The 16,934-nt window shown below is 58.3% G+C and carries 37 protein-coding genes; 18 read left to right on the top strand and 19 right to left on the bottom strand.

Annotated features, from left to right (window positions below; translation table 11 throughout):
* Positions 1-3: 3 nt before the first annotated feature.
* The 18 genes from BLR31_RS21330 to BLR31_RS04735 form a co-directional block, all read right to left on the bottom strand.
* Positions 4-183 carry a hypothetical protein gene (locus BLR31_RS21330; RefSeq protein ID WP_143009312.1) on the bottom strand — a complete coding sequence of 60 codons (180 nt, stop codon included), beginning with the start codon at positions 181-183 and terminating at the stop codon, positions 4-6.
* Complete coding sequence (locus BLR31_RS04805; RefSeq protein ID WP_090592754.1) at positions 180-560, bottom strand: NAD(+)--rifampin ADP-ribosyltransferase; 381 nt, start codon at positions 558-560, stop codon at positions 180-182. The genes BLR31_RS21330 and BLR31_RS04805 overlap by 4 nt, the downstream gene beginning before the upstream one ends.
* The gene (locus BLR31_RS04800) at positions 553-762 is read right to left on the bottom strand and encodes a hypothetical protein (protein ID WP_090592750.1); all 210 of its coding nucleotides are present in this window, start codon (positions 760-762) and stop codon (positions 553-555) included. Before BLR31_RS04800 ends, BLR31_RS04805 begins: the two co-directional genes overlap by 8 nt.
* Complete coding sequence (locus BLR31_RS04795) at positions 759-1,043, bottom strand: hypothetical protein (RefSeq protein ID WP_090592746.1); 285 nt, start codon at positions 1,041-1,043, stop codon at positions 759-761. The genes BLR31_RS04800 and BLR31_RS04795 overlap by 4 nt, the downstream gene beginning before the upstream one ends.
* Positions 1,043-1,498 carry a recombination protein NinB gene (locus tag BLR31_RS04790; protein WP_090592741.1) on the bottom strand — a complete coding sequence of 152 codons (456 nt, stop codon included), beginning with the start codon at positions 1,496-1,498 and terminating at the stop codon, positions 1,043-1,045. The genes BLR31_RS04795 and BLR31_RS04790 overlap by 1 nt, the downstream gene beginning before the upstream one ends.
* Before the next feature lie 57 nt (positions 1,499-1,555).
* Positions 1,556-2,461 carry a phage recombination protein Bet gene (gene bet / locus BLR31_RS04785; protein ID WP_090592738.1) on the bottom strand — a complete coding sequence of 302 codons (906 nt, stop codon included), beginning with the start codon at positions 2,459-2,461 and terminating at the stop codon, positions 1,556-1,558.
* A 2-nt stretch (positions 2,462-2,463) separates the two neighbouring features.
* Positions 2,464-3,186, bottom strand: coding sequence for a hypothetical protein (locus BLR31_RS04780; RefSeq protein ID WP_090592735.1), 723 nt, complete (start codon positions 3,184-3,186; stop codon positions 2,464-2,466).
* Positions 3,183-3,377 (bottom strand): hypothetical protein, encoded by a 195-nt coding sequence (locus BLR31_RS04775; protein WP_090592731.1) that lies wholly within the window; start codon positions 3,375-3,377, stop codon positions 3,183-3,185. Before BLR31_RS04775 ends, BLR31_RS04780 begins: the two co-directional genes overlap by 4 nt.
* Entirely contained in the window at positions 3,374-3,637 is a 264-nt protein-coding gene (locus BLR31_RS22290; RefSeq protein ID WP_090592728.1) for a helix-turn-helix domain-containing protein, read from the bottom strand. Before BLR31_RS22290 ends, BLR31_RS04775 begins: the two co-directional genes overlap by 4 nt.
* On the bottom strand, positions 3,637-3,771 hold the full coding sequence (locus BLR31_RS22180) for a hypothetical protein (RefSeq protein ID WP_280139110.1): 135 nt from the start codon (positions 3,769-3,771) through the stop codon (positions 3,637-3,639). The genes BLR31_RS22290 and BLR31_RS22180 overlap by 1 nt, the downstream gene beginning before the upstream one ends.
* A complete protein-coding gene (locus tag BLR31_RS04765; RefSeq protein WP_090592725.1) occupies positions 3,768-4,217 on the bottom strand; it encodes a hypothetical protein in 450 nt (149 codons plus the stop codon). Before BLR31_RS04765 ends, BLR31_RS22180 begins: the two co-directional genes overlap by 4 nt.
* A gap of 238 nt (positions 4,218-4,455) precedes the next feature.
* Positions 4,456-4,707: a hypothetical protein gene (locus tag BLR31_RS04760; protein WP_090592722.1), complete on the bottom strand. Its 252-nt coding sequence runs from the start codon at positions 4,705-4,707 to the stop codon at positions 4,456-4,458.
* Positions 4,707-5,000, bottom strand: coding sequence for a hypothetical protein (locus tag BLR31_RS04755; protein WP_090592719.1), 294 nt, complete (start codon positions 4,998-5,000; stop codon positions 4,707-4,709). Before BLR31_RS04755 ends, BLR31_RS04760 begins: the two co-directional genes overlap by 1 nt.
* Before the next feature lie 57 nt (positions 5,001-5,057).
* The gene (locus BLR31_RS04750; RefSeq protein WP_090592716.1) at positions 5,058-5,624 is read right to left on the bottom strand and encodes a hypothetical protein; all 567 of its coding nucleotides are present in this window, start codon (positions 5,622-5,624) and stop codon (positions 5,058-5,060) included.
* Between the two features lie 61 nt (positions 5,625-5,685).
* The gene (locus BLR31_RS04745) at positions 5,686-5,892 is read right to left on the bottom strand and encodes a hypothetical protein (protein ID WP_090592713.1); all 207 of its coding nucleotides are present in this window, start codon (positions 5,890-5,892) and stop codon (positions 5,686-5,688) included.
* Entirely contained in the window at positions 5,889-6,059 is a 171-nt protein-coding gene (locus BLR31_RS21585) for a hypothetical protein (RefSeq protein ID WP_176762513.1), read from the bottom strand. Before BLR31_RS21585 ends, BLR31_RS04745 begins: the two co-directional genes overlap by 4 nt.
* 312 nt (positions 6,060-6,371) lie before the next feature.
* Entirely contained in the window at positions 6,372-6,875 is a 504-nt protein-coding gene (locus tag BLR31_RS04740; RefSeq protein ID WP_090592709.1) for a hypothetical protein, read from the bottom strand.
* 160 nt (positions 6,876-7,035) lie between these two features.
* Complete coding sequence (locus BLR31_RS04735) at positions 7,036-7,752, bottom strand: LexA family protein (RefSeq protein WP_090592705.1); 717 nt, start codon at positions 7,750-7,752, stop codon at positions 7,036-7,038.
* 83 nt (positions 7,753-7,835) lie between these two features.
* Here BLR31_RS04735 and BLR31_RS04730 point away from each other — a divergent pair, with 83 nt between their 5' ends.
* Together BLR31_RS04730 and BLR31_RS04725 are read left to right on the top strand one after the other, a co-directional pair.
* Positions 7,836-8,066: a transcriptional regulator gene (locus BLR31_RS04730; protein WP_090592702.1), complete on the top strand. Its 231-nt coding sequence runs from the start codon at positions 7,836-7,838 to the stop codon at positions 8,064-8,066.
* On the top strand, positions 8,063-8,599 hold the full coding sequence (locus BLR31_RS04725; RefSeq protein ID WP_090592698.1) for an HNH endonuclease: 537 nt from the start codon (positions 8,063-8,065) through the stop codon (positions 8,597-8,599). Before BLR31_RS04730 ends, BLR31_RS04725 begins: the two co-directional genes overlap by 4 nt.
* An 11-nt stretch (positions 8,600-8,610) precedes the next feature.
* Here BLR31_RS04725 and BLR31_RS21325 read toward each other — a convergent pair whose 3' ends face one another.
* A complete protein-coding gene (locus BLR31_RS21325) occupies positions 8,611-8,802 on the bottom strand; it encodes a hypothetical protein (RefSeq protein ID WP_143009311.1) in 192 nt (63 codons plus the stop codon).
* Positions 8,803-9,223: 421 nt separating this feature from the next.
* On the opposite strand from BLR31_RS21325, the gene BLR31_RS04715 reads away from it, so the two are divergent.
* From BLR31_RS04715 to BLR31_RS21570, 16 genes are all read left to right on the top strand, one after another.
* Complete coding sequence (locus tag BLR31_RS04715) at positions 9,224-9,760, top strand: hypothetical protein (RefSeq protein WP_143009310.1); 537 nt, start codon at positions 9,224-9,226, stop codon at positions 9,758-9,760.
* Complete coding sequence (locus tag BLR31_RS04710; RefSeq protein ID WP_090592688.1) at positions 9,757-10,413, top strand: DNA polymerase III subunit beta family protein; 657 nt, start codon at positions 9,757-9,759, stop codon at positions 10,411-10,413. Before BLR31_RS04715 ends, BLR31_RS04710 begins: the two co-directional genes overlap by 4 nt.
* A gap of 576 nt (positions 10,414-10,989) precedes the next feature.
* On the top strand, positions 10,990-11,343 hold the full coding sequence (locus tag BLR31_RS04700) for a hypothetical protein (RefSeq protein ID WP_090592681.1): 354 nt from the start codon (positions 10,990-10,992) through the stop codon (positions 11,341-11,343).
* A gap of 51 nt (positions 11,344-11,394) precedes the next feature.
* Positions 11,395-12,189 (top strand): DNA-methyltransferase, encoded by a 795-nt coding sequence (locus BLR31_RS04695; protein ID WP_090592677.1) that lies wholly within the window; start codon positions 11,395-11,397, stop codon positions 12,187-12,189.
* Positions 12,186-12,503, top strand: coding sequence for a hypothetical protein (locus BLR31_RS04690; RefSeq protein WP_090592674.1), 318 nt, complete (start codon positions 12,186-12,188; stop codon positions 12,501-12,503). Before BLR31_RS04695 ends, BLR31_RS04690 begins: the two co-directional genes overlap by 4 nt.
* A complete protein-coding gene (locus BLR31_RS04685) occupies positions 12,503-13,327 on the top strand; it encodes a hypothetical protein (RefSeq protein WP_090592670.1) in 825 nt (274 codons plus the stop codon). The genes BLR31_RS04690 and BLR31_RS04685 overlap by 1 nt, the downstream gene beginning before the upstream one ends.
* Positions 13,324-13,467, top strand: a complete 144-nt coding sequence (locus BLR31_RS21580; protein ID WP_176762512.1) for a hypothetical protein — start codon at positions 13,324-13,326, stop codon at positions 13,465-13,467. The genes BLR31_RS04685 and BLR31_RS21580 overlap by 4 nt, the downstream gene beginning before the upstream one ends.
* 1 nt (position 13,468) lies before the next feature.
* Positions 13,469-13,990: a hypothetical protein gene (locus BLR31_RS04680; RefSeq protein WP_090593647.1), complete on the top strand. Its 522-nt coding sequence runs from the start codon at positions 13,469-13,471 to the stop codon at positions 13,988-13,990.
* On the top strand, positions 13,987-14,397 hold the full coding sequence (locus BLR31_RS04675) for a RusA family crossover junction endodeoxyribonuclease (protein WP_090592667.1): 411 nt from the start codon (positions 13,987-13,989) through the stop codon (positions 14,395-14,397). Before BLR31_RS04680 ends, BLR31_RS04675 begins: the two co-directional genes overlap by 4 nt.
* A complete protein-coding gene (locus BLR31_RS04670; RefSeq protein WP_090592664.1) occupies positions 14,378-14,728 on the top strand; it encodes a hypothetical protein in 351 nt (116 codons plus the stop codon). The genes BLR31_RS04675 and BLR31_RS04670 overlap by 20 nt, the downstream gene beginning before the upstream one ends.
* Complete coding sequence (locus BLR31_RS04665) at positions 14,725-14,937, top strand: LysM peptidoglycan-binding domain-containing protein (protein ID WP_090592660.1); 213 nt, start codon at positions 14,725-14,727, stop codon at positions 14,935-14,937. Before BLR31_RS04670 ends, BLR31_RS04665 begins: the two co-directional genes overlap by 4 nt.
* Positions 14,938-15,133: 196 nt before the next feature.
* Entirely contained in the window at positions 15,134-15,379 is a 246-nt protein-coding gene (locus BLR31_RS04655; protein ID WP_143009309.1) for a hypothetical protein, read from the top strand.
* The gene (locus tag BLR31_RS04650) at positions 15,372-15,620 is read left to right on the top strand and encodes a hypothetical protein (RefSeq protein WP_090592648.1); all 249 of its coding nucleotides are present in this window, start codon (positions 15,372-15,374) and stop codon (positions 15,618-15,620) included. The genes BLR31_RS04655 and BLR31_RS04650 overlap by 8 nt, the downstream gene beginning before the upstream one ends.
* A gap of 66 nt (positions 15,621-15,686) precedes the next feature.
* Positions 15,687-16,166 (top strand): hypothetical protein, encoded by a 480-nt coding sequence (locus BLR31_RS04645; protein WP_143009308.1) that lies wholly within the window; start codon positions 15,687-15,689, stop codon positions 16,164-16,166.
* A 121-nt stretch (positions 16,167-16,287) separates the two neighbouring features.
* Positions 16,288-16,455: a hypothetical protein gene (locus tag BLR31_RS21575; protein ID WP_176762511.1), complete on the top strand. Its 168-nt coding sequence runs from the start codon at positions 16,288-16,290 to the stop codon at positions 16,453-16,455.
* A gap of 192 nt (positions 16,456-16,647) precedes the next feature.
* On the top strand, positions 16,648-16,809 hold the full coding sequence (locus BLR31_RS21570; RefSeq protein WP_176762510.1) for a hypothetical protein: 162 nt from the start codon (positions 16,648-16,650) through the stop codon (positions 16,807-16,809).
* Positions 16,810-16,934: the final 125 nt, after the last annotated feature.

Raw genomic sequence — 16,934 nt, 5'->3', positions numbered from 1 at the left:
CCATCACCGTGTACCGAAACCCGCCGTCAACAGGCTCAATGCGGATAGCGCCTTGCTCTCAAGACGACGCAACAGCCTTGCAGCTTCCCGGTTCAATGGCTCATCTGCATCTGGGCAGTATGAGCGTCCAGGCATGGCGGAGATGAGTTCGATGAGGGTGGTTTCGGACGGGGTGAATTTCATAGCAACACCCCAAATTCTGCCCCGACCAATTTCTTGATGCGCTTGATATCCTTGCCGCGCAGCTTATGGATGGCGACGACAACGGCGCGCTCGCACTCCCACGACCAAGGATCTTGTCCGGGAAACATGACAGAGTCCGGATCGACAGCGATCTCCCCAATGGGTTCAACTTCATATACTCTGCCGCGCCCGCTTGGGTGCATCGCAGCTGCTTCCATGGCGTTCTCAAATCGAGACGTGATATAAACGCGGTCCTTGCGGCATACCGTTCCGGCCCCGAAGTCAGCCGTTGATGCTGCTTTGGTGATCGAGGGTGGCAGCACGTACATCCCTACGCGCAACCCACCGAACCCGCCGTGGTAATATCGCTCACCCATGGCCCAATTCCCGTTGCAGTTCCTCGCGGCACGCTGCCTGTGTTCTGATATCCAGAGGCTTGACCTTGCCGTGACGTTTGCGTTCCATTCGGGCCTTCTCACGGGCTGCAAACCATTCCGGGCGCTCTCGCTTCATGCGGCGGTCGAACTGCCAGTCCTGCCATGCCCAGATGGCTTTGCGGATATAGCGGGGGATGTTCATGGCTTGCCCTCGGCTTTGGCGATGGCGGCGCGCACACCCATAAGAAGCAGCGTGCCTTCCCGCCCTTCCTGTGAGAGAACCAGTTCCGTCGCTTGAAGTGCCACCAGCATCTCATCGGCGCTGTTCATTGCCTTGACTACGGCTATTGCGTGATGGATTTTGAGATTGCTGACATACTGTCCTTCGCCGTCATAGACGTTGGCGTAGTTCGCCTCGTCCTCGGGGCCATAATTGATGCTGTAGCGCCACTCTCCCGGCGTATGCTCTGCTGTAGTCGGCATCACGCATTCTCCTCAACGTAGGCGGACACAGGCGGGGTAGGGCGCCCATCGCCGGGTTTCTTTGGCTCGGACCATTCGACGCCGTGGTTGTCGCCGAATGCCGAGATGATGGTGATCAGGTCGCCCATCTCCTCACGGTCCAGATCCGATGACGATGTGCTCAGGCTCAGGACGCCGGTTCGGTCCAGGTTCGGCACAAGGCGCAACTGGTCGCCGTGCTCACGTCTCAGAGCGTCGAGGAATAGGAGTTTCCAATCATCCGCAGTGAGCCACTGATCGGCCCATTTGATCTGGCGGGCGATGTCAGACAGGCACGCCCACATCTTTGAATTTTGGTCTGTCGATCGACGCGGGCCCTTGAACTCGACGCGCGATCCGTCCTTCGCCTTCCGAACGTATTCGACTGCGGTGTTTCGCAGCCGATCATTCGCCAATGTCACAACATGTCTGCCCATTGTTCTCTCCTGCGCATCGGGGGCGACGTTTCCGCCGTCCCCCGCCTTGCGCTGCGGTTATCTGTCTCCGGGGAAGTCGTCGTCTTCGGGGAACGGGAAGTCATCGTCAGCGCCGGCGGTCTCGTATTCGATCTGCTCGACCTCGGGAGGCGACAGTTCGGAGAACTTGTCGGCCTTCTCATCGAGGACGGTCCGCTGCCAATCGTTGGGCAATTCCATGACGGCCTTTTCGGTCGCCGGATGGCCCCACAGCTTGTTGAATGCCTCGACGGTCTCGCATGCCCGATTGGCCTTGCTCAGACGCTCATAAGTAGCCCGTGACGCCTGCTTCGACTTCGGCGCGGCTCCTGACGCCTCGGCGGGTTCATCGCGCCCATTGGAAGCCTGTGCCATTTCGTCCGCTGTGTAGAGGCCGGACAGTTCCTGCGGGAAGGCGCGGCGCAGTGCCAATGCCTCGGCGCACTTGGCGATCATCACGTCGCACATGGTCTGCCACATGCGAGTAAGGCTGCCGTCCTTGGTGCGCTGGGCGTAGGACTCGAAGCGCGCCACGCCAAAGCATGGCTCCGAGAAGTCAGAGCGGAGAACACCAACCTTCGCCGCTACGGGCGGCTTGCTGGACAGCCATACATCGGTCCACTGACCATCCTCTCCGCACCAGAACGGGCCGACCTGTCCGGCATACTTTCCGCTGCGCTCCGCGATCAGCCGAAAGCCGTCGATGCTGGTTTGCACTGCCATGACTTCGCGGCGGGCTTTGGCGTCCCAGCGCTTCACGGCATAGATCTGGCGGGCGAATGGATCGAGCCCAGTGCGCTTGCACTGGTTGAGGAAAAGCTGGAGCTCGTCGTCGGTCGAATCCTTGGCGATTGTGCGCTTGATCAAGTCGACCTGATCGTTCGAGAACGTGGTCGGGGCCGCAACGGCGCGGCTGTGATCAATTGTTGCTACGGCGTGCGACATGGCTAAAGGGCCTTCTTTTCTTCGATGACGGTAAATCCCGGGATGTCGCGCTTGCCGGCGCGAACGTCCTTGGCGGCGAGGTCGCAGACCAGCGCTTCGAACGCATCGGTCTGTGATTTCCAGTAGTGGCCGATAGCCGCCCGAAGGTCGGTCAGTTGGGCCCGATGATAGGTGCGCAGTCCGTTGCCGGTGTTGGCGCGCTTGTCCTCGCGCTTGGCGAACGCCTCGGCCTCCTTGGCATGGGCAAGCTGTTCCTCGGCCCGCTCACGAGCCTCCAGATCGCCGGAACTGGACTGCATGGCCGCAAGGGCCTTGGCGCGTTCTTCCTCGGCCTCACGGGCCGCCTGTTCGGCTCGGGCACGCTTCTTGGCCTCGATCTTGGCCTTCCACTTCGACCGCGGGCCGTTCAGCACGTCACGGGCACGGGCAACCTTTGCCTCGACCGGTTTGTGCAGCGCCTGGATGGCCTTCTTGGCCTCATCGAGGGGTTTGACCTCCTCTTTGCGCAGGGCCTCGCGCTTCTTGTCCAGCGCCAGCAGGGCCTTGTCCAATGTGTCGAGCGCATCGCACTGCTCTTGGCTTTCGATGTCGCTGCCGTCAGCCCAGTTAGCGGCCTCGGCATAGAGATCATCGATCTCGAGAACTATGGCATCGAAGGGCGAAAGGTTGCCGCCTGGCTTGATGCGGTCGTTTCCCGTTCTGCTAAGTTCTGTAACTGCAGTCATGCGGCTTTCCTCTTGAGCTGATCCAGGAGCCTTGCGGCCCTGTTGAATTGCGGTGTTGTCGGGGCATCGGCGCGCTGTTCGATGCGCGCTGCTACGGCTTCGTCCAGGAGGCTTTCGAGGCGGATGATATCGCCTGCATCAGCAAGGTCTTTGGCGCGGTCGTTGAAGTGGTCGAGGCAAAGAGCGGTCATTCTTCACCTCCAAACAGCAGCGTATCGGCGTCGATCTCCAATGCCATGCAAAGCGCTTGCAGCGTGCTCATGGACGGCTCACCTCGACCACACTCGATGTTCGCCAACTGAGGTCGAGTAACTGGCAGCTTGTCGGCTAGGTCCTGTTGCGTAAGCCCTGCCTTCTTACGAAGATCAGCGATACGATCACCGATATGGATGGCTATCTCGCCGCTTCCGCCACAGGTAGGGCACGGCTTCTTTTGGGGCGTCCTGAGCATCACGACACCAGCGCCATAACGGCGTCCAAAAACGGACGGTCAAACCGCGCCTCTACAGCCCAGACCATCACCACGGAGACAAAGGCCAGTGAAGCGATAGCGGTCTTGAAGTTGGGGGAGGACAGGACGTTCATTGTTCCAGCCCCGGATGATCGACCACGACATATTCATGGTTGCGAGATGCGCTAAACGTGAATGTTGTGAACGTCAGCTTGTGTTCGGCCTGCCATTCATCACAAGCAGCTTTGATGCGGCGCTCAAGATCAGCTTCCTGATCCTTTGAGCACTCAAAGTAGGGTGGCTCATCATGCTCAGAGCTTGCCCTGTCGCTGTCTGATACGCTTTCCTCGGCGCGCTCCATCAGCTCATCGGCATCGCCTATCCAGTCCGCCAATCGGAGCGGGTCCTTGCGGGCTTCGACAACGTGAACACCAATTTTCCAATTGCCGTTTTCGTCTTGGAACTCACCGGTCCCATCGGCAGCAGCTTCCGCTATCACATCTTCTTTGGTGTCGAACGGGCCATAGGTGCAGACTTCCTCGTCAACGCCGCCCCACCATTTCCATTCGTTCGTGCTCATGCTCTGTCCTTTCTGGCGGATGGGCTGGGGGAGGTGGCGAGGGCAGCAGCATGTCTCGCAGCCGTCTTGTCGCGCTGTGAATTGTGGTGCCGGATTGCCCATAGGATGCTGCTGCTAGCTGGCCCCAAATACCCGCAGGTAGTGGTGCATTCGACGTGCCGACACCCGTTGTCGTAGGTGTAGACGTCCATGTCCTCCGAGCTTCCGCACAAGGGGCACGGTTTGATTTTGGGATAGCTCACGCTACTGCCTCCATGGCTGATTCCCGGTTCGGCTGGCGGCTTTCAATCAGCGCATAGAGGCGGTCGAAGTTGGCGTCAGGCATCCGAAGGGCTTCGCCAAAGGGGTCGGCATAGAACGCGGCTAGTTGATCGCGACTGCTTGCCTCGCGCGTCCCCCAGTTCTCATCGAGTACGCCAGCGTCCTGCATCTCGAAGCCTTCGAGGTTGCGCATGATGCGGAGGGCGTTGTGAAATGATCGAGCGTCCATCAGAACACCGTCCCGAGTTCGCGCTGCATCCGGGGCGTGTCGTAGGGAACACGGTTCACCTCACACCATGCGGCATTGATCGCCTCGTCGGTGCAGTCCTTGCAGTTCTCAAAGCTGATGCGGCGCTTGCCGAGGTGATCGAACGAAACCATCACCTCATGGACGCGCATGTCGTCCTCTGCCCATGTGTCGGCAGTCTCGATGACCTTCTCCCAGGAGATGATCTCTCCGTCGAAGATCGAGCACCCGTCATGGACGAGGTACATCAGGTCGTTTCGGTTGCGCTTCGTCATTTGCCGTGTCCTCTGTTGCGAGACGATCTGCCGTGAGGCGGTGTCTCGGGGGTGGTGCTACGAGGCAGGAGCTTGCGGCGGCTGGATGCTGCTGCGGTCGCTGCGATTAGTGTTCTGATCGTCAAAGCTTCGAACGTTGAAAGTCTCGCCAAGTAGCTTGTTGACCGTCTGGTGGAGTTCGCCGCGCAGCTTGTCTTTGAGAGCACCGCCAAGATTGATGACGTGCTGCTTCATCTCGCCTTGGAAGTCGGAAGCAACGAGCTGGGTCATCATCCACTCGGCGCGGGTCATGTCTGCGCCGTAGCCATTTGACGGCTTGCCTTGGCGGTCCACTTTCGTGTTCCAGTACCCGCCGATAAGCTTTTCCAACTCGGCTCGGATGGTGGTAGGTTCGCCTTCGGCGCGACCAAAGCTGTCGACCTTGCGATAGGACTTCTCAAAGCCATCGCTGATCGCCAATTCAACCTCGGAGCGGATGCGCGCCTCGGCGGTCTCTTTCCAGAGCTTCTCGATGCGGGCGTCTACTGCGTGCTTCACGCGGTCGTACAGGTCATCGTCGCGCATGATTGTGCTAGCGACTTCGCTGATGATCCCGTCTTCAATGCGCTTCTGATCTAGTTCCATCGTCTATCTCCCGTCTCTGGTGAGCAGATCGCTGTGATGCGTGCTCTGGTGTGGGGGTGGGTTATCGGTCGGCGCGAAGGTCGTTGAGGTAGTCGGGATCCGGCTCATCTTGGGCTTCTTCCCAAGGGCAGGAGCCGCCGGTTTCCTCTTCCAGTTCGCAAGAGCGCGTCGAATAGGCGCCACAGAATGGGCACAGGACGCCGCCGCTCATCTCGTAATCTTCCTCGGGAGTGCGGAGCTTCCAGTCGTCGTAGCCGGGGATGTTCATTTTGAAGCCACCTTGACCTTGAGCATGTCGTTCTTGGCGAAAACCATGTTGCGACCAACGAACAGCTTCCGACCCTTGAGGACGTTGCCTTGAATGGCGTGGCCGATGTCTCCAGTCTGCTCGACAGTGAACTTCTGGCCGGCGCGGGTTTCGAAGCTGATCGTCATGTCCCATCTCCATCTTGTTCGGTGTGAGAAGATCGGCCCGGTGGGGTGGATCGTTCTCGTCTGGTGTGAGGCGATCTGCGTTTGCGTCTTCGGCCTCGTTCGAAAACCAAGCTACAAGATTACTAGTAGTGCTGTCAACAAGGAAACTAGTAAAATGTTGCGGTTTACGAAATGGCTGCTAGAATCGCAGGCACAAAAAAGCCCGCACGGGGCGGGCTGGGGTAGGCAATGAATATTCAGTCAGTTTACAGCGAGCTTCGTCGTAACGGGCTCAATCGGCTCTCAGAGCACAATGCTGAAACGCGGGCCGAACTAGTAGCTAGGATCGGGGAGAAGGCCGTTCGCATTCAGGAGTTGGAGGAGGCGAAGGCCGCTGAGATATATGTTCATGGCGGCGTCTGTGACTTCTGTCGTTGAGACAGATTGCGCCTTCGGCTTCAATGCCCCACGGGCGGTTTTCGATGTGAGATAAACCTTCCCATCGCGCTCATCCGTTGCCCAATATGAATGAACGAAGCGGTTTCTATCATCTGCGGCTTTTCGGATATCCTTGATGGCGGACTCGATCTCCGATTGCAGCTTCGAATCTAGGCTCCCTAGCCGAATAAGAGCGAGCAGGGTGTCGATACGATTATTCAGGTTCATATGGGTGGTGATCGCCCATCCGCGAAATGCTCCGATTCCGGCCACACCAGCTATAGCGTCTTCCAACACACTTTCCGTTTGCGACCAAGCGAGGCTCACTCTGCCAAGCGCGATGGCATATTCATCTGGGATATGCCTAGGGTCGAAGTCAAAATGTTGGAAGTCACTCATTCTCTCCCCCTTACTGGCTACTTGCGGTTCGCTTCGATCTTGAGAAGGAAAGCGGTTCTAACGACCCACAGGACGCCAGCGGCGAGATATAACCATGCTGGAAGCCCGAACCCATAAATAGCAATCCATGCAATTATCAGTGTCATAACGGCCCTAACGGCTACTTGCGGCGACTTTTCAAATCCGCATAAGCGGTCAGCACGATTCCGATAATCTTCACTTCCCGATCATCGTCAGGGCTGTGATCGTGAGGGACTGCAATCGGCTCGTGTTCCTCATTGTCTGAGACTGGACGCAGTTCGTATCGATCACGGAAGAAGTGTATCTCCTTCACTGTAATCTCGCGCTCGGACCCTTGATAACGGCTCTGCTCTACAACGACCAAATCTCCAGTTACTATGTCCCCGTACTGATCGACATAGTCGCCTGCGTCGGCGCCCACTACCCACATGCCGTCATGGATACCGGCCTGGTTCATAGAATCCCCACGCGCCTGCCATGCGTATTGCCTTGCCCGTGATCGTGTAGGATCAATTCTGACGTGGTCAGGGACTTGATCGGGGTCTTGGTCAAACCATTCATCGACAGATCGAAACTGCCCTGCCTGTACGATCCCACCATACAGTGGAGAAATTTGAGACTGAGCGATAGCTGGGCCAGAAAGGTTGGCGCTGTTGTCTGCATACTCTTCATCAATATCCCCGACCGAAACCCCTAAAGCCTTGGCCAGAGCGGGTAGTTCTTTGGTGCTGCTGTTTTTGGCTCCCTCGATCTGCGAGATTAATTGCTGAGAAACGCCCGAGAGATCAGCAAGCTTTGCTTGCGACAGCTTCGCCGCGTTCCGTAGTCGCTTCAAATTTTCCGCTATCGTAGCCATGGCGCGAATTTACCAGCCAGCTTGTTCGTGGCTACACAAGAATGCTAGTTGACGCCCTCGCGTGTTTCCACTAGTTTTCTTGTATGACAAAGCTATCGACACTCATTTCTCGCGCTGTTCGGTATCACGGATCGCAGTCCAAGCTGGCGGCGAAGGTGGGCTGCTCGCAGCAGCAGATCGCTTACCTTCTCAAGGCAAAGAGCATCACGGCTGAGATGGCCATGAGGATCGATGCCGCTACAGAAGGCGAAGTTTCCAAGCATCAACTGCGCCCAGACATCTTTGGCCCGGCGCAGACCGAGAGCGCAGCATGAGCGTGGGGCTTTCCAAAAAGCTCCGCTTTGATGTTTTCAAGCGGGACGGCTTCCAGTGCCAGTACTGTGGCGCGCATCCGTCTGAGAGCATGGTGCTTGAAGTCGATCACATCGTTCCGGTCTGCGAAGGCGGCGGCAACGAGATCGACAATCTTGTTACGGCTTGTTTCGACTGTAATCGCGGCAAGGCCGGCACGCCTCTTTCGGTCATCCCCATAAGTCTCGCTGAAAAGGCTGATCTTGTTCTCGAACAGGAAGCCCAGATCAAAGCTTACTACGCAATCCTCGAAGCTCGGAAAGAGCGCAAGGACGCGGAGATATGGTCGATAGCCGATATCTTTTCCAGCCGACACGGCGACGACGGCATCACTCGGTCCCGCTTCGCTAGCATCCGGATGTTCCTGGACCGCCTCGACTATTACGACGTGACCGAGGCCATGGAGATCGCCACTGACAAGGCCTATGGCCGCGAAAGAATGTTCGCCTACTTCTGTGGCATTTGCTGGCGCAAGATCAAAGGGGGCGATGAATAATGGCCCTCCCATCATCCGTTCTCGATGCAATGCTTGCCGCTGGGTGCACGCCTGAGCAGATCGTTGCTGCTGTCAAAGCCGCGAACGACGATGAGGCGAAGCGCGTAGCCGAAAGGCGCCAGAAGGAAACGGAACGCAAGCGCCGTCAACGCGCACCAGTGTCCCATGATGTCCCAGGGACAACGCGGGACAGCGCGGGACACGACGGGACTGCCGGGGACGTTGCGGGACCCCTTTCCCCCTTGGAGGTTTCCCCCCAAACCCCCTTTCCTAAAACCCCTAATCCCATACCCCCTTCGCCCCCTAAAGGGGGCTCTTCCCCCACCGATTTCGACGCCTTCTGGGAAATTTACCCCAACAAGGTCGGCAAGGCGGACGCTCGGAAGAAGTTCGCCAAGGCGGTTCAGGTCGCAAGTCTCGAAACGATCATGTTCGGTCTGGAGCGATACGCCGCCAAGACCGACGACAGGCCGTGGTGCAATCCCGCCACTTGGCTCCACCAGGAGCGCTGGGGTGACCAGCCGGCGGACAACCAGCCTCGCGGCTCCCCGCCAAATCAAGCCCAACGACGCGGAAATCTCGCTGACTACATCGGCGCCATAGCCGACCACAAGGAAGCCCACCATGAACACGAAAATCGAGAGACTCCTTCAGGTTCTGTTCTCTACCTGCCCGCCCACGGCGGCAGATAGCCCGAGTGCTGTGGTTCGGCAGATCGAGGCGTACGAACGGGCATTGGCTTACCACGATGTCATAGACGTCGAGGAAGCCGTGAACCGGTTCCTTCAGGGCCGCGTGACAGGCTTCAATAGCCGGTTTGCGCCGACCGCCGCCCAACTCGGGGAAGTGGTGCGCAAGGTCCAGTTCGACCGCCTCGACGCTGAGCGCCGCGCCAAGCCTCCTGCATTGCCCGCGCCTGACATTGACAAGACGCCGGAGAGCCAAGAGCGCGTCCGAAAGTTGGCCGCTGAGGCTATCGAACGCCTCGCCTCGACCATGCGCACCGAAGACGCCACCAAAGCCAAAGAGGCCAAGGACCGGCAGGAGCGCAACCAGAAGGCGATGGACAAGCGCTTCGCCCCTTCCACCGACCCATACTCCATGGCCAAGCGCCTCGGCTTCACCGTTGGCGATCCTGAAAACGAAAGGCATGTCGCATGACCGACCACCACGTATCCTTTGATGTAGACGCGACGCTCTTTGCGGCAGCGGCTCTTTTCCAAAGCACCGAAGAAACCCGCTATTATCTCAATGGCGTCCATATTGAGCCGCACCCTGATGGCGGCGTGTTCCTTGTCGCCACTGACGGGCACCGAATGCTTGTCTGTCACGACAAGAGCGGCACCATCGCCGGTGAAACTGCTATCTGCCAACTTGGCAAGGACCAGTTGAAGGCTTGCAAGCAGGGTCGTAATGACACCGCGCCGCGCCGCGTATCTGCCGCCGGCCCAAAAGACCCTGCTACTGTCGTTAGTGACGGCGCGCCAGTTGCGGTTATGCCCAGGTGGCGCATTGAAGGCGGCTATCCAGATTGGCGCCGCGCGATGTCTCGCGCAAACAGCCTCGGATCCCATGAAGCATTTGACGCTTCGTTTTTCAGCTCGTTCGCCGCTGTCGGCAAGATGCTTGGTCACGACACTAAGATCCTCATCGAGGCTGGCGGGGATCATGGGCCTGCGCTCATCAGGTTCCCGTTCACAGACCATGTTGTCGGTCTTCTGACGCCATGCCGTTGGAAAAGCGAGACTGGGTTTCCTGACTTCCTTGGGTTTCATCCGACGGTCCCGGTCGCGGAGGAGGAGCAAGCAGCATGACCCTCCTCATATGCCTCACCGCCTACTTCACTGCCTTGGCTGTTTTCCTCGCATGGTGGAAGCGCATTGGCGACCTCAACGCCCAGTACGATGGGAGAGAGTGACATGCCTAGTCTCCGCGATCCAATCAATCTCTGCCTCGCACTCGCGCTCATTGGCATAGCCTTCAACTTCGCGCTCGCGTTCGGGGTGATCTAGCCATGCGCGTAGTCGATGCCCTTACGGAACGGAAGGACGACACAAGCGGGGCTGCATGTGTGCGGCTTCGCCCTTCCGTTGCGCAAAGGCATTCTAATCACATTCCCGGCGTTCTCCTCCTTGGCCGGGATACGCGGGGTTTCTCCTCCCTCCCTCGCGTCACTGCCGAGCGTGCTGCGCATTCCTCCGCGCGCCGCTCGGCCCTTTATTCCCTCGCGTACCAGCCTGACCGTCAAATCTGTTTGGTCGCGATGCATGTCCGTAAGTCCCTTTCGTGTGTCCGTCGTCTCGATGGGTTCAAACCTATCGAGAGGACCAGCCAAGGTGTTGACCAACCGAACCAAAAGCTTGGCCGAGAGAGCCAAGGGAAAAACCGAAATGAGTACCGCAGTTAAGGCGCGTTCCATCTTGCAGGAAACGTTCCCGCTCCACGCTGGGCGCAACGTCACAACTGCACTGAGTGAAGCATACGACGCATTGAAACGACTAGAGCGCGGGCTATCGCGCAAGACCCTGGAAGAACGGGGCAAGCGCTGGTCCGAACGTAGGGTGAAGGCTCTCTGGAAAGGGGAAGCCAGAAGGATTGATTACCATGAGATCACCGATCTTGAAGCGGTTAGGGCGATTCAGGCGAAGGCTGAGTACCGGCGCCTTATCGCTGATCTACGGCGGGTGCAGGCGTTTGTTCCCGCTGACTATCAGGCAGAAGTGGGCCGAAGCGAAGCTGTCTAACGCGCGTTGGGCGGCGCGGCAGATCGCGCCAGAGATTTTTGAGGACGAAGAATGACTGACGATTACGATCCCCGCCGTGACGCCGCCGAGTCATACGACGCTTATGTTGCGGCTAAGCGAGCCCAACTGCTGATGGAAGAATGCCCCGCTGCAAAGCGCGTTGAGGTCATCGGCTCGTGCACGCTGTATCTAGGGGATTGTCGGGAGATATTGCCCAGCTTGGGGCCGATCGGTTCGGTTTTGACGGACCCCCCGTATGGCATGTCTTTCCGGTCTAACCATCGAAGGGAAAAACACAAGGCAATCGCGAACGATGGCGACGAGACATTGCTGGACTGGGTTTGCAATATCCCGGTCGAGCACAGCAGTTATGTGTTCTGCAGGTGGGACAATATCGCCTCCGTTCCTAAGCCCCGCAGCCTCGTTACCTGGGTGAAGAATAATTGGTCGATGGGCGACCTAGAGCATGAACACGCTCGGCAAACTGAAGTTGCGCTTTTTTACCCCGGCCCGGCGCACCATTTCCCGAATGGTCGGCCTTCAGATGTGATTGAGGCGCCGAGGACTGGCAACGCCCACCACCCGACTGAAAAGCCAGTGATGTTGATGTGGGCCATGGTTGGGTGGACTCACGGTACGGTCCTAGACCCGTTCATGGGTTCCGGCACTACCGGCGTCGCATGTGCCCGCCGCAACCGATCCTTCATCGGCATTGAGATTGACGAGGGCTATTTCGACATAGCCTGCAAGCGCATCCGCGAAGCATATCGCCAGCCCGACATGTTCGTTTCAGAGCCCGAGCCGAAGGCCGAGCAAATCACCATGTTTCAGGAGCCAGCAGCATGAACGCCCACGCCACAATACAACCCAACACCGATCTTGCCCCCGACATCGAGATTGCCGCGCTCGACGCCACCATGGCCCGAGCGGAGCAGGACAAGGCAGATGCTGACCACGATATCGATGTGGCCGACGAAGCCATCCTGACGCTCCACGAGGCCAAGGATGAGCTTGAACGCCAGATAGCTGACATCAACGCCGCCATTCTCGATGAGGGCCGCGCCCGTGGTGCTGCGATTGAGCGCTGGCGCGCTTCCCATGTGACGCTGATCCAGGCGCATGACCGCAAGTCGCAGTTGCTGGTTCGGGAGACGCGGTGATGAACAAGTTCTGGGTCAACCATAACCGTTGGGGCGACAATGACCGGTACTTTGGTCCGCTCCTGTATTCTTTCAGCGGGGCCTATCGCCCGATCGCTCTTGTTCTTAGCTCAGGCGGGGATGAATACACAGGGTGCAGCCTTCGGGCCAGTGCCTTTGGACACACGCTGATCTTAGCACTCCCGCAGGTCATAAGGCCATGGGAAACATGGGTGGACACATCCAAATATGAATGGTCGAAATCGCCCGAGGGCGGCTATTGGGATGTCTATCGGCGGGAGTTTGGTTTCTCGGTTTCCGAAGGCTTCTTGCACGTCAAACTCGGCGCCCAGACGCACGACAGTTCCACAACGAAAGACTGGTGCAAGCATCTGCCTTGGACGCAATGGCGGCATGTTCGCCATAGCTTCTATGGCCTCGATGGGCAGCACGTCTCCACGATTCCCGATACCGGAAAAGGATATCGGCTTGATCCGGGCAGGTTCGAGCGCGAACGCGCGATCGCTGATGCGACGCCAGTGGCAAGCTTCGCCTTCGATGACTTCGATGGCGAACGCCTTTCGGTAGCCACAAAGATTGAAGAGCGCGAATGGCGGTTCGGCTCCGGCTGGTTCAAATGGCTCTCCATTTTCCGCCGCCCCAAAATAAGCAGATCGCTTGATCTCAAATTTTCAGGCGAGACCGGCAAGCGCAAAGGATCTTGGAAGGGTGGGACGATGGGTCACTCCATCGAGATGCTACCCGGCGAGCTGCACGAGGCCGCGTTCAAACGCTATTGCGCCAAGCACGACATGAAGTTTGTCGAGCAGGAGCCCGCAGCATGATCACCTACATCCTCTCCTGGTTCCGCCCCAAGCGCGATAGAGCGGCATCAGCGCCCGTTATCCGCGTCACCCTCAACTGCCCCGGTGTTTTTCTCATCGGGCCGTATGACTGGCCTACGGGGCCGGGAGAGGCAGCGTAGGATGGGTAAGCGGTCCAATTTTGAGCGGCGCAAGAACGACGCGTACCAGACACCGTTTGCGCCTGTGGTGCCTTTGATCCCGCATTTACTCGGCGTGAGAACGTTCGCGGAGCCGTGCGCAGGCGAAGGAAGGTTGGTCCGCCACCTCGAGTCTTACGACTTTCAATGCGTGTTCCAGGACGACATCGAGCGAGGCTTTGATGCGTTGACGGATAGCCGAATTCTTGAATGCAGGTTCGACGCGATAATCACAAACCCTCCTTGGACCCGCGAGCTGCTCCACCCGATGATTGAGCGGTTTCAGTCCATTGCACCGACTTGGCTCTTGTTCGACGCGGATTGGGTCCACACCAAACAGTCTGCCCCGTTCCTCGACCAGTGCAGCCATATCGTTTCAGTAGGCCGTGTGAAGTGGATCGAGGGCAGTGCCCATACAGGCAAGGACAATGCCGCCTGGCATCGGTTCCATGCCCAGCATACGGGCGGACCGCGTTTCTTCGCACGCGAGATGGAGGCCGCATGACCAGTACAGCCATCCTAGCCACCATCGAACTGCCATGGCCGTCGAAAGACCTGTCACCAAATGCGCGCAAAGACCGCCGAGGCCTCACCGCGACGCGGGTCAAGTCCAAGACCGACGCTTACATGGCTTGCCTTGAGATTGGCGCCAAGAACGTTGGCTGGCTCGCCGCTCATGTCGATATGGAGTTTTGCCCGCCAGACAACAGGGCGCGCGACCTCGACAACATGCTCGCTTCAAACAAGGCGGCTCTGGATGGTGTCGCCAAGGCTATCGGCGTCGATGACAGCCAGTGGAGCATATCCCTAAAGCGCGGCCCTGTCGTCAAGCACGGCAAGGTGGTGATCCGTCTATCGCCAGTCCACCCACACAACCACGAGGTAGTTTCAGATGGACAAGAGCCAGTTTAACCGCCGTGGCGCTTTCGACCTTCGCCCAGACGACCACGACACATGGGCATGCGTGCAGAAGCGCGTAGCGCAGAAATGGTCATGGGAACAGATCGCGGACGAGATCGGTTGCAATGTCGGTGCCCTGATCCAATGGGCCAACTACATCTACAAGCCGCGGCCTCTCCCGACCGCTAAGGTGATCCCGTCGCGGATCGAGCGGGTATCGGTGCAGGACGGGCAACACCACACTCAAACCGAAGACGCAAAGCGATTTCTGGCATGGCGTAAGGCTGCTGCCGGAGCGAGGGAAACGCGACTGGCGCGCGAGGCGATGGAGCGTGTGTCGTGAATTACTTCGCCCCGGAATATAGCGCGCCACGTCGCAAGCGCCCCGCCGGCTGGCATCTCAACCGCGATCTATCCTTGGCCGACATCAACATGATCGTCCTTGAGGCCATGCGCGGGGATCCATGCTGGAAGATAGCGGCACGGTACAAGACCAACGAGCGCCGCATCAAGGACATCTGCTGGATCGAAGGCGTGAGCGTGTCGGAATGAACCTCGCAGAGACCATAGGCTGCTTCAAAGACCTTATAGACCGAGAGCATCAGGCCTCAAAGGGCGCAGGCAAGGGCGCAAAGGACGCGCAGATGAACTTAGACGCCCTCCGCCGCTCCCAGTCCATCCACAAATGGCTGATCGACCGCCCGCACTTGTGGGCCGAATACGTAAAACACCAGCAGGAGAGCAGGGGATGCCAGTCGAACTGAAGGACGTGCATATCCGGGTCATTGACCAGCGCATTGGGATGGGTGTTGGCGGCTTCGATACCGTGATCCGCGCTTATCACGTCCCGACCGGCATTTTGGTCGAGGTGCCTAAAGGCGACCGGGGTCAGTACTACGACCGCCAGACGGCGCTCGAAATGATCGAATATGCGCTGGCGTCTGGACACTACCGCGCCCGCGCTCTCACTCAGGAAGGAGAGGGTAATGGATAAGTACGAGGGCTTTTTCATCGAATGGATTGAGCAGTGGTCCCAGTTCTTCCAACCTTGCAATTGGTACACTTTCCACCCGATCCACGTCGAGTTTGAGGATGAGCGGAGCATGGGCGGCGTTGAGTGCACGATAATCGTAATGGGGTTTGGATTCCGCGCCCGCTGGAATTATCGCCGCACCGAGAAGGTGGACGAAATCGTGCGGCAAGTTGCTGAGTTTCAAGAGCGTTTCAAAGAATAACTCCACAACAGGGGCAGCACAATGGCAACGCAGATCAAAGCTCATCGAATGGTCCAAGACCCAATGATGACGGATTCGGAATACTACCACCAGCGCGCCAACAAGCCTGGCCCCAATGTGGGCAAGGTGATGGTCGAGGAAAACCTGACAACGCGCATTGGCGGGCTGGCACGCATCAGGGACCGCCTAGGGCACCACGAGAGGGCGGCAGAGGACTTCAAGAACGGGTATGAGCAGATGTACGGCAATGGCGCTCCTGCCGCCGACGCTGGCCGCACTCAGGTGGACACGTCACCGATTGCCCATGACAGCGGCATGGCGGCAAAGATGGACCGAGGCGTCAAGATAAGCCGTGCGATCGAAGGGCTTGGGAAGGACCGCGCCAATCTCGTCATTGCCGTTATCGTCCTGTGCATCCCAATCAAGGAAATCGCCCGAACACCCCATTCGCGGGACTGCAAAAGCACCACAGCGGAACTGATGCAGGCCCTCGATATCCTTGCCCAACGCTGGGGATACCTCACGGCGCACTCCAAGGCGTCTTGACTTTGGTCACCGACCATGTATCTTCGTGATAAGCGCAAGAAATGCGACTGATTTGCGCCGCTCATTTACGAAGCTCGTTCGGGTTACACCGCGCGGGCTTTTTGCGTTCGGAGCCTCGATCATGCGCATAGACGTATCTCACGAGCTTATAGAAGACGACGACGAGATCCAGGACATAGCCTTTGTGCTTCAATCCGTTGTCGAGGCCGCTTTAAACGAGATGGACGCAGACAGCATCCGCCGCCTTGTCGAAACCACGATAGAGGCCGATGGGCTGGAGTTGAACTAGCCAGCGGACGGGCCGAGCGTTCGCACCAATTCAGTTTGAGGCGGCAGCATAGGCACCGGCCATTGACGCGCTTCCAGCGTCTGGCGAGGTCGGGAGGTTCACCGTATGGGGGCCGCAACCTTGGAAACCCGGATGCTGCAAAGGGAAGTGCACGCCCGTCCCGCCTCAATCATTCACACACAGGAGAGCGTCATGTTCTGGTGGATCATCGCAAGCCTATACCTGATCATTGCCATTGTGACGTTCATCGGCCTCGTGCGCTGGCTTGTGCCTATCGATGTTCGGGCATGGCTTACGGTGCTCATGGCTGCTCTGTTCTGGCCGATCTATGGCGTAATGTGGGCGCTTGGTTAGAACGTTTTCACGAAACATTACGGACCAGTAGAAATCATATTCTACAGCACCGCAACTGTCATCACCTAACCCATTGAATTATCACCCAGCCCCCTTGCTCCGGCAGCGGGGCTATTTGCATTCCG

The sequence above is a fragment of the Pelagibacterium luteolum genome, from assembly GCF_900100665.1.
In the GTDB taxonomy this organism is placed as follows: domain Bacteria; phylum Pseudomonadota; class Alphaproteobacteria; order Rhizobiales; family Devosiaceae; genus Pelagibacterium; species Pelagibacterium luteolum.
Note: the sequence above shows the minus strand (reverse complement) of the source record. Positions and strands in the feature narration are given on the sequence as shown.

Coding starts and splice junctions, on each gene's coding strand:
- BLR31_RS21330 (WP_143009312.1), bottom strand. CDS start 183: ATGAAATTCACCCCGTCCGAAACCACCCTCATCGAACTCATCTCCGCC.
- BLR31_RS04805 (WP_090592754.1), bottom strand. CDS start 560: ATGGGTGAGCGATATTACCACGGCGGGTTCGGTGGGTTGCGCGTAGGG.
- BLR31_RS04800 (WP_090592750.1), bottom strand. CDS start 762: ATGAACATCCCCCGCTATATCCGCAAAGCCATCTGGGCATGGCAGGAC.
- BLR31_RS04795 (WP_090592746.1), bottom strand. CDS start 1,043: ATGCCGACTACAGCAGAGCATACGCCGGGAGAGTGGCGCTACAGCATC.
- BLR31_RS04790 (WP_090592741.1), bottom strand. CDS start 1,498: ATGGGCAGACATGTTGTGACATTGGCGAATGATCGGCTGCGAAACACC.
- bet (WP_090592738.1), bottom strand. CDS start 2,461: ATGTCGCACGCCGTAGCAACAATTGATCACAGCCGCGCCGTTGCGGCC.
- BLR31_RS04780 (WP_090592735.1), bottom strand. CDS start 3,186: ATGACTGCAGTTACAGAACTTAGCAGAACGGGAAACGACCGCATCAAG.
- BLR31_RS04775 (WP_090592731.1), bottom strand. CDS start 3,377: ATGACCGCTCTTTGCCTCGACCACTTCAACGACCGCGCCAAAGACCTT.
- BLR31_RS22290 (WP_090592728.1), bottom strand. CDS start 3,637: ATGCTCAGGACGCCCCAAAAGAAGCCGTGCCCTACCTGTGGCGGAAGC.
- BLR31_RS22180 (WP_280139110.1), bottom strand. CDS start 3,771: ATGAACGTCCTGTCCTCCCCCAACTTCAAGACCGCTATCGCTTCACTG.
- BLR31_RS04765 (WP_090592725.1), bottom strand. CDS start 4,217: ATGAGCACGAACGAATGGAAATGGTGGGGCGGCGTTGACGAGGAAGTC.
- BLR31_RS04760 (WP_090592722.1), bottom strand. CDS start 4,707: ATGGACGCTCGATCATTTCACAACGCCCTCCGCATCATGCGCAACCTC.
- BLR31_RS04755 (WP_090592719.1), bottom strand. CDS start 5,000: ATGACGAAGCGCAACCGAAACGACCTGATGTACCTCGTCCATGACGGG.
- BLR31_RS04750 (WP_090592716.1), bottom strand. CDS start 5,624: ATGGAACTAGATCAGAAGCGCATTGAAGACGGGATCATCAGCGAAGTC.
- BLR31_RS04745 (WP_090592713.1), bottom strand. CDS start 5,892: ATGAACATCCCCGGCTACGACGACTGGAAGCTCCGCACTCCCGAGGAA.
- BLR31_RS21585 (WP_176762513.1), bottom strand. CDS start 6,059: ATGACGATCAGCTTCGAAACCCGCGCCGGCCAGAAGTTCACTGTCGAG.
- BLR31_RS04740 (WP_090592709.1), bottom strand. CDS start 6,875: ATGAGTGACTTCCAACATTTTGACTTCGACCCTAGGCATATCCCAGAT.
- BLR31_RS04735 (WP_090592705.1), bottom strand. CDS start 7,752: ATGGCTACGATAGCGGAAAATTTGAAGCGACTACGGAACGCGGCGAAG.
- BLR31_RS04730 (WP_090592702.1), top strand. CDS start 7,836: ATGACAAAGCTATCGACACTCATTTCTCGCGCTGTTCGGTATCACGGA.
- BLR31_RS04725 (WP_090592698.1), top strand. CDS start 8,063: ATGAGCGTGGGGCTTTCCAAAAAGCTCCGCTTTGATGTTTTCAAGCGG.
- BLR31_RS04715 (WP_143009310.1), top strand. CDS start 9,224: ATGAACACGAAAATCGAGAGACTCCTTCAGGTTCTGTTCTCTACCTGC.
- BLR31_RS04710 (WP_090592688.1), top strand. CDS start 9,757: ATGACCGACCACCACGTATCCTTTGATGTAGACGCGACGCTCTTTGCG.
- BLR31_RS04700 (WP_090592681.1), top strand. CDS start 10,990: ATGAGTACCGCAGTTAAGGCGCGTTCCATCTTGCAGGAAACGTTCCCG.
- BLR31_RS04695 (WP_090592677.1), top strand. CDS start 11,395: ATGACTGACGATTACGATCCCCGCCGTGACGCCGCCGAGTCATACGAC.
- BLR31_RS04690 (WP_090592674.1), top strand. CDS start 12,186: ATGAACGCCCACGCCACAATACAACCCAACACCGATCTTGCCCCCGAC.
- BLR31_RS04685 (WP_090592670.1), top strand. CDS start 12,503: ATGAACAAGTTCTGGGTCAACCATAACCGTTGGGGCGACAATGACCGG.
- BLR31_RS21580 (WP_176762512.1), top strand. CDS start 13,324: ATGATCACCTACATCCTCTCCTGGTTCCGCCCCAAGCGCGATAGAGCG.
- BLR31_RS04680 (WP_090593647.1), top strand. CDS start 13,469: ATGGGTAAGCGGTCCAATTTTGAGCGGCGCAAGAACGACGCGTACCAG.
- BLR31_RS04675 (WP_090592667.1), top strand. CDS start 13,987: ATGACCAGTACAGCCATCCTAGCCACCATCGAACTGCCATGGCCGTCG.
- BLR31_RS04670 (WP_090592664.1), top strand. CDS start 14,378: ATGGACAAGAGCCAGTTTAACCGCCGTGGCGCTTTCGACCTTCGCCCA.
- BLR31_RS04655 (WP_143009309.1), top strand. CDS start 15,134: ATGCCAGTCGAACTGAAGGACGTGCATATCCGGGTCATTGACCAGCGC.
- BLR31_RS04650 (WP_090592648.1), top strand. CDS start 15,372: ATGGATAAGTACGAGGGCTTTTTCATCGAATGGATTGAGCAGTGGTCC.
- BLR31_RS04645 (WP_143009308.1), top strand. CDS start 15,687: ATGACGGATTCGGAATACTACCACCAGCGCGCCAACAAGCCTGGCCCC.
- BLR31_RS21575 (WP_176762511.1), top strand. CDS start 16,288: ATGCGCATAGACGTATCTCACGAGCTTATAGAAGACGACGACGAGATC.
- BLR31_RS21570 (WP_176762510.1), top strand. CDS start 16,648: ATGTTCTGGTGGATCATCGCAAGCCTATACCTGATCATTGCCATTGTG.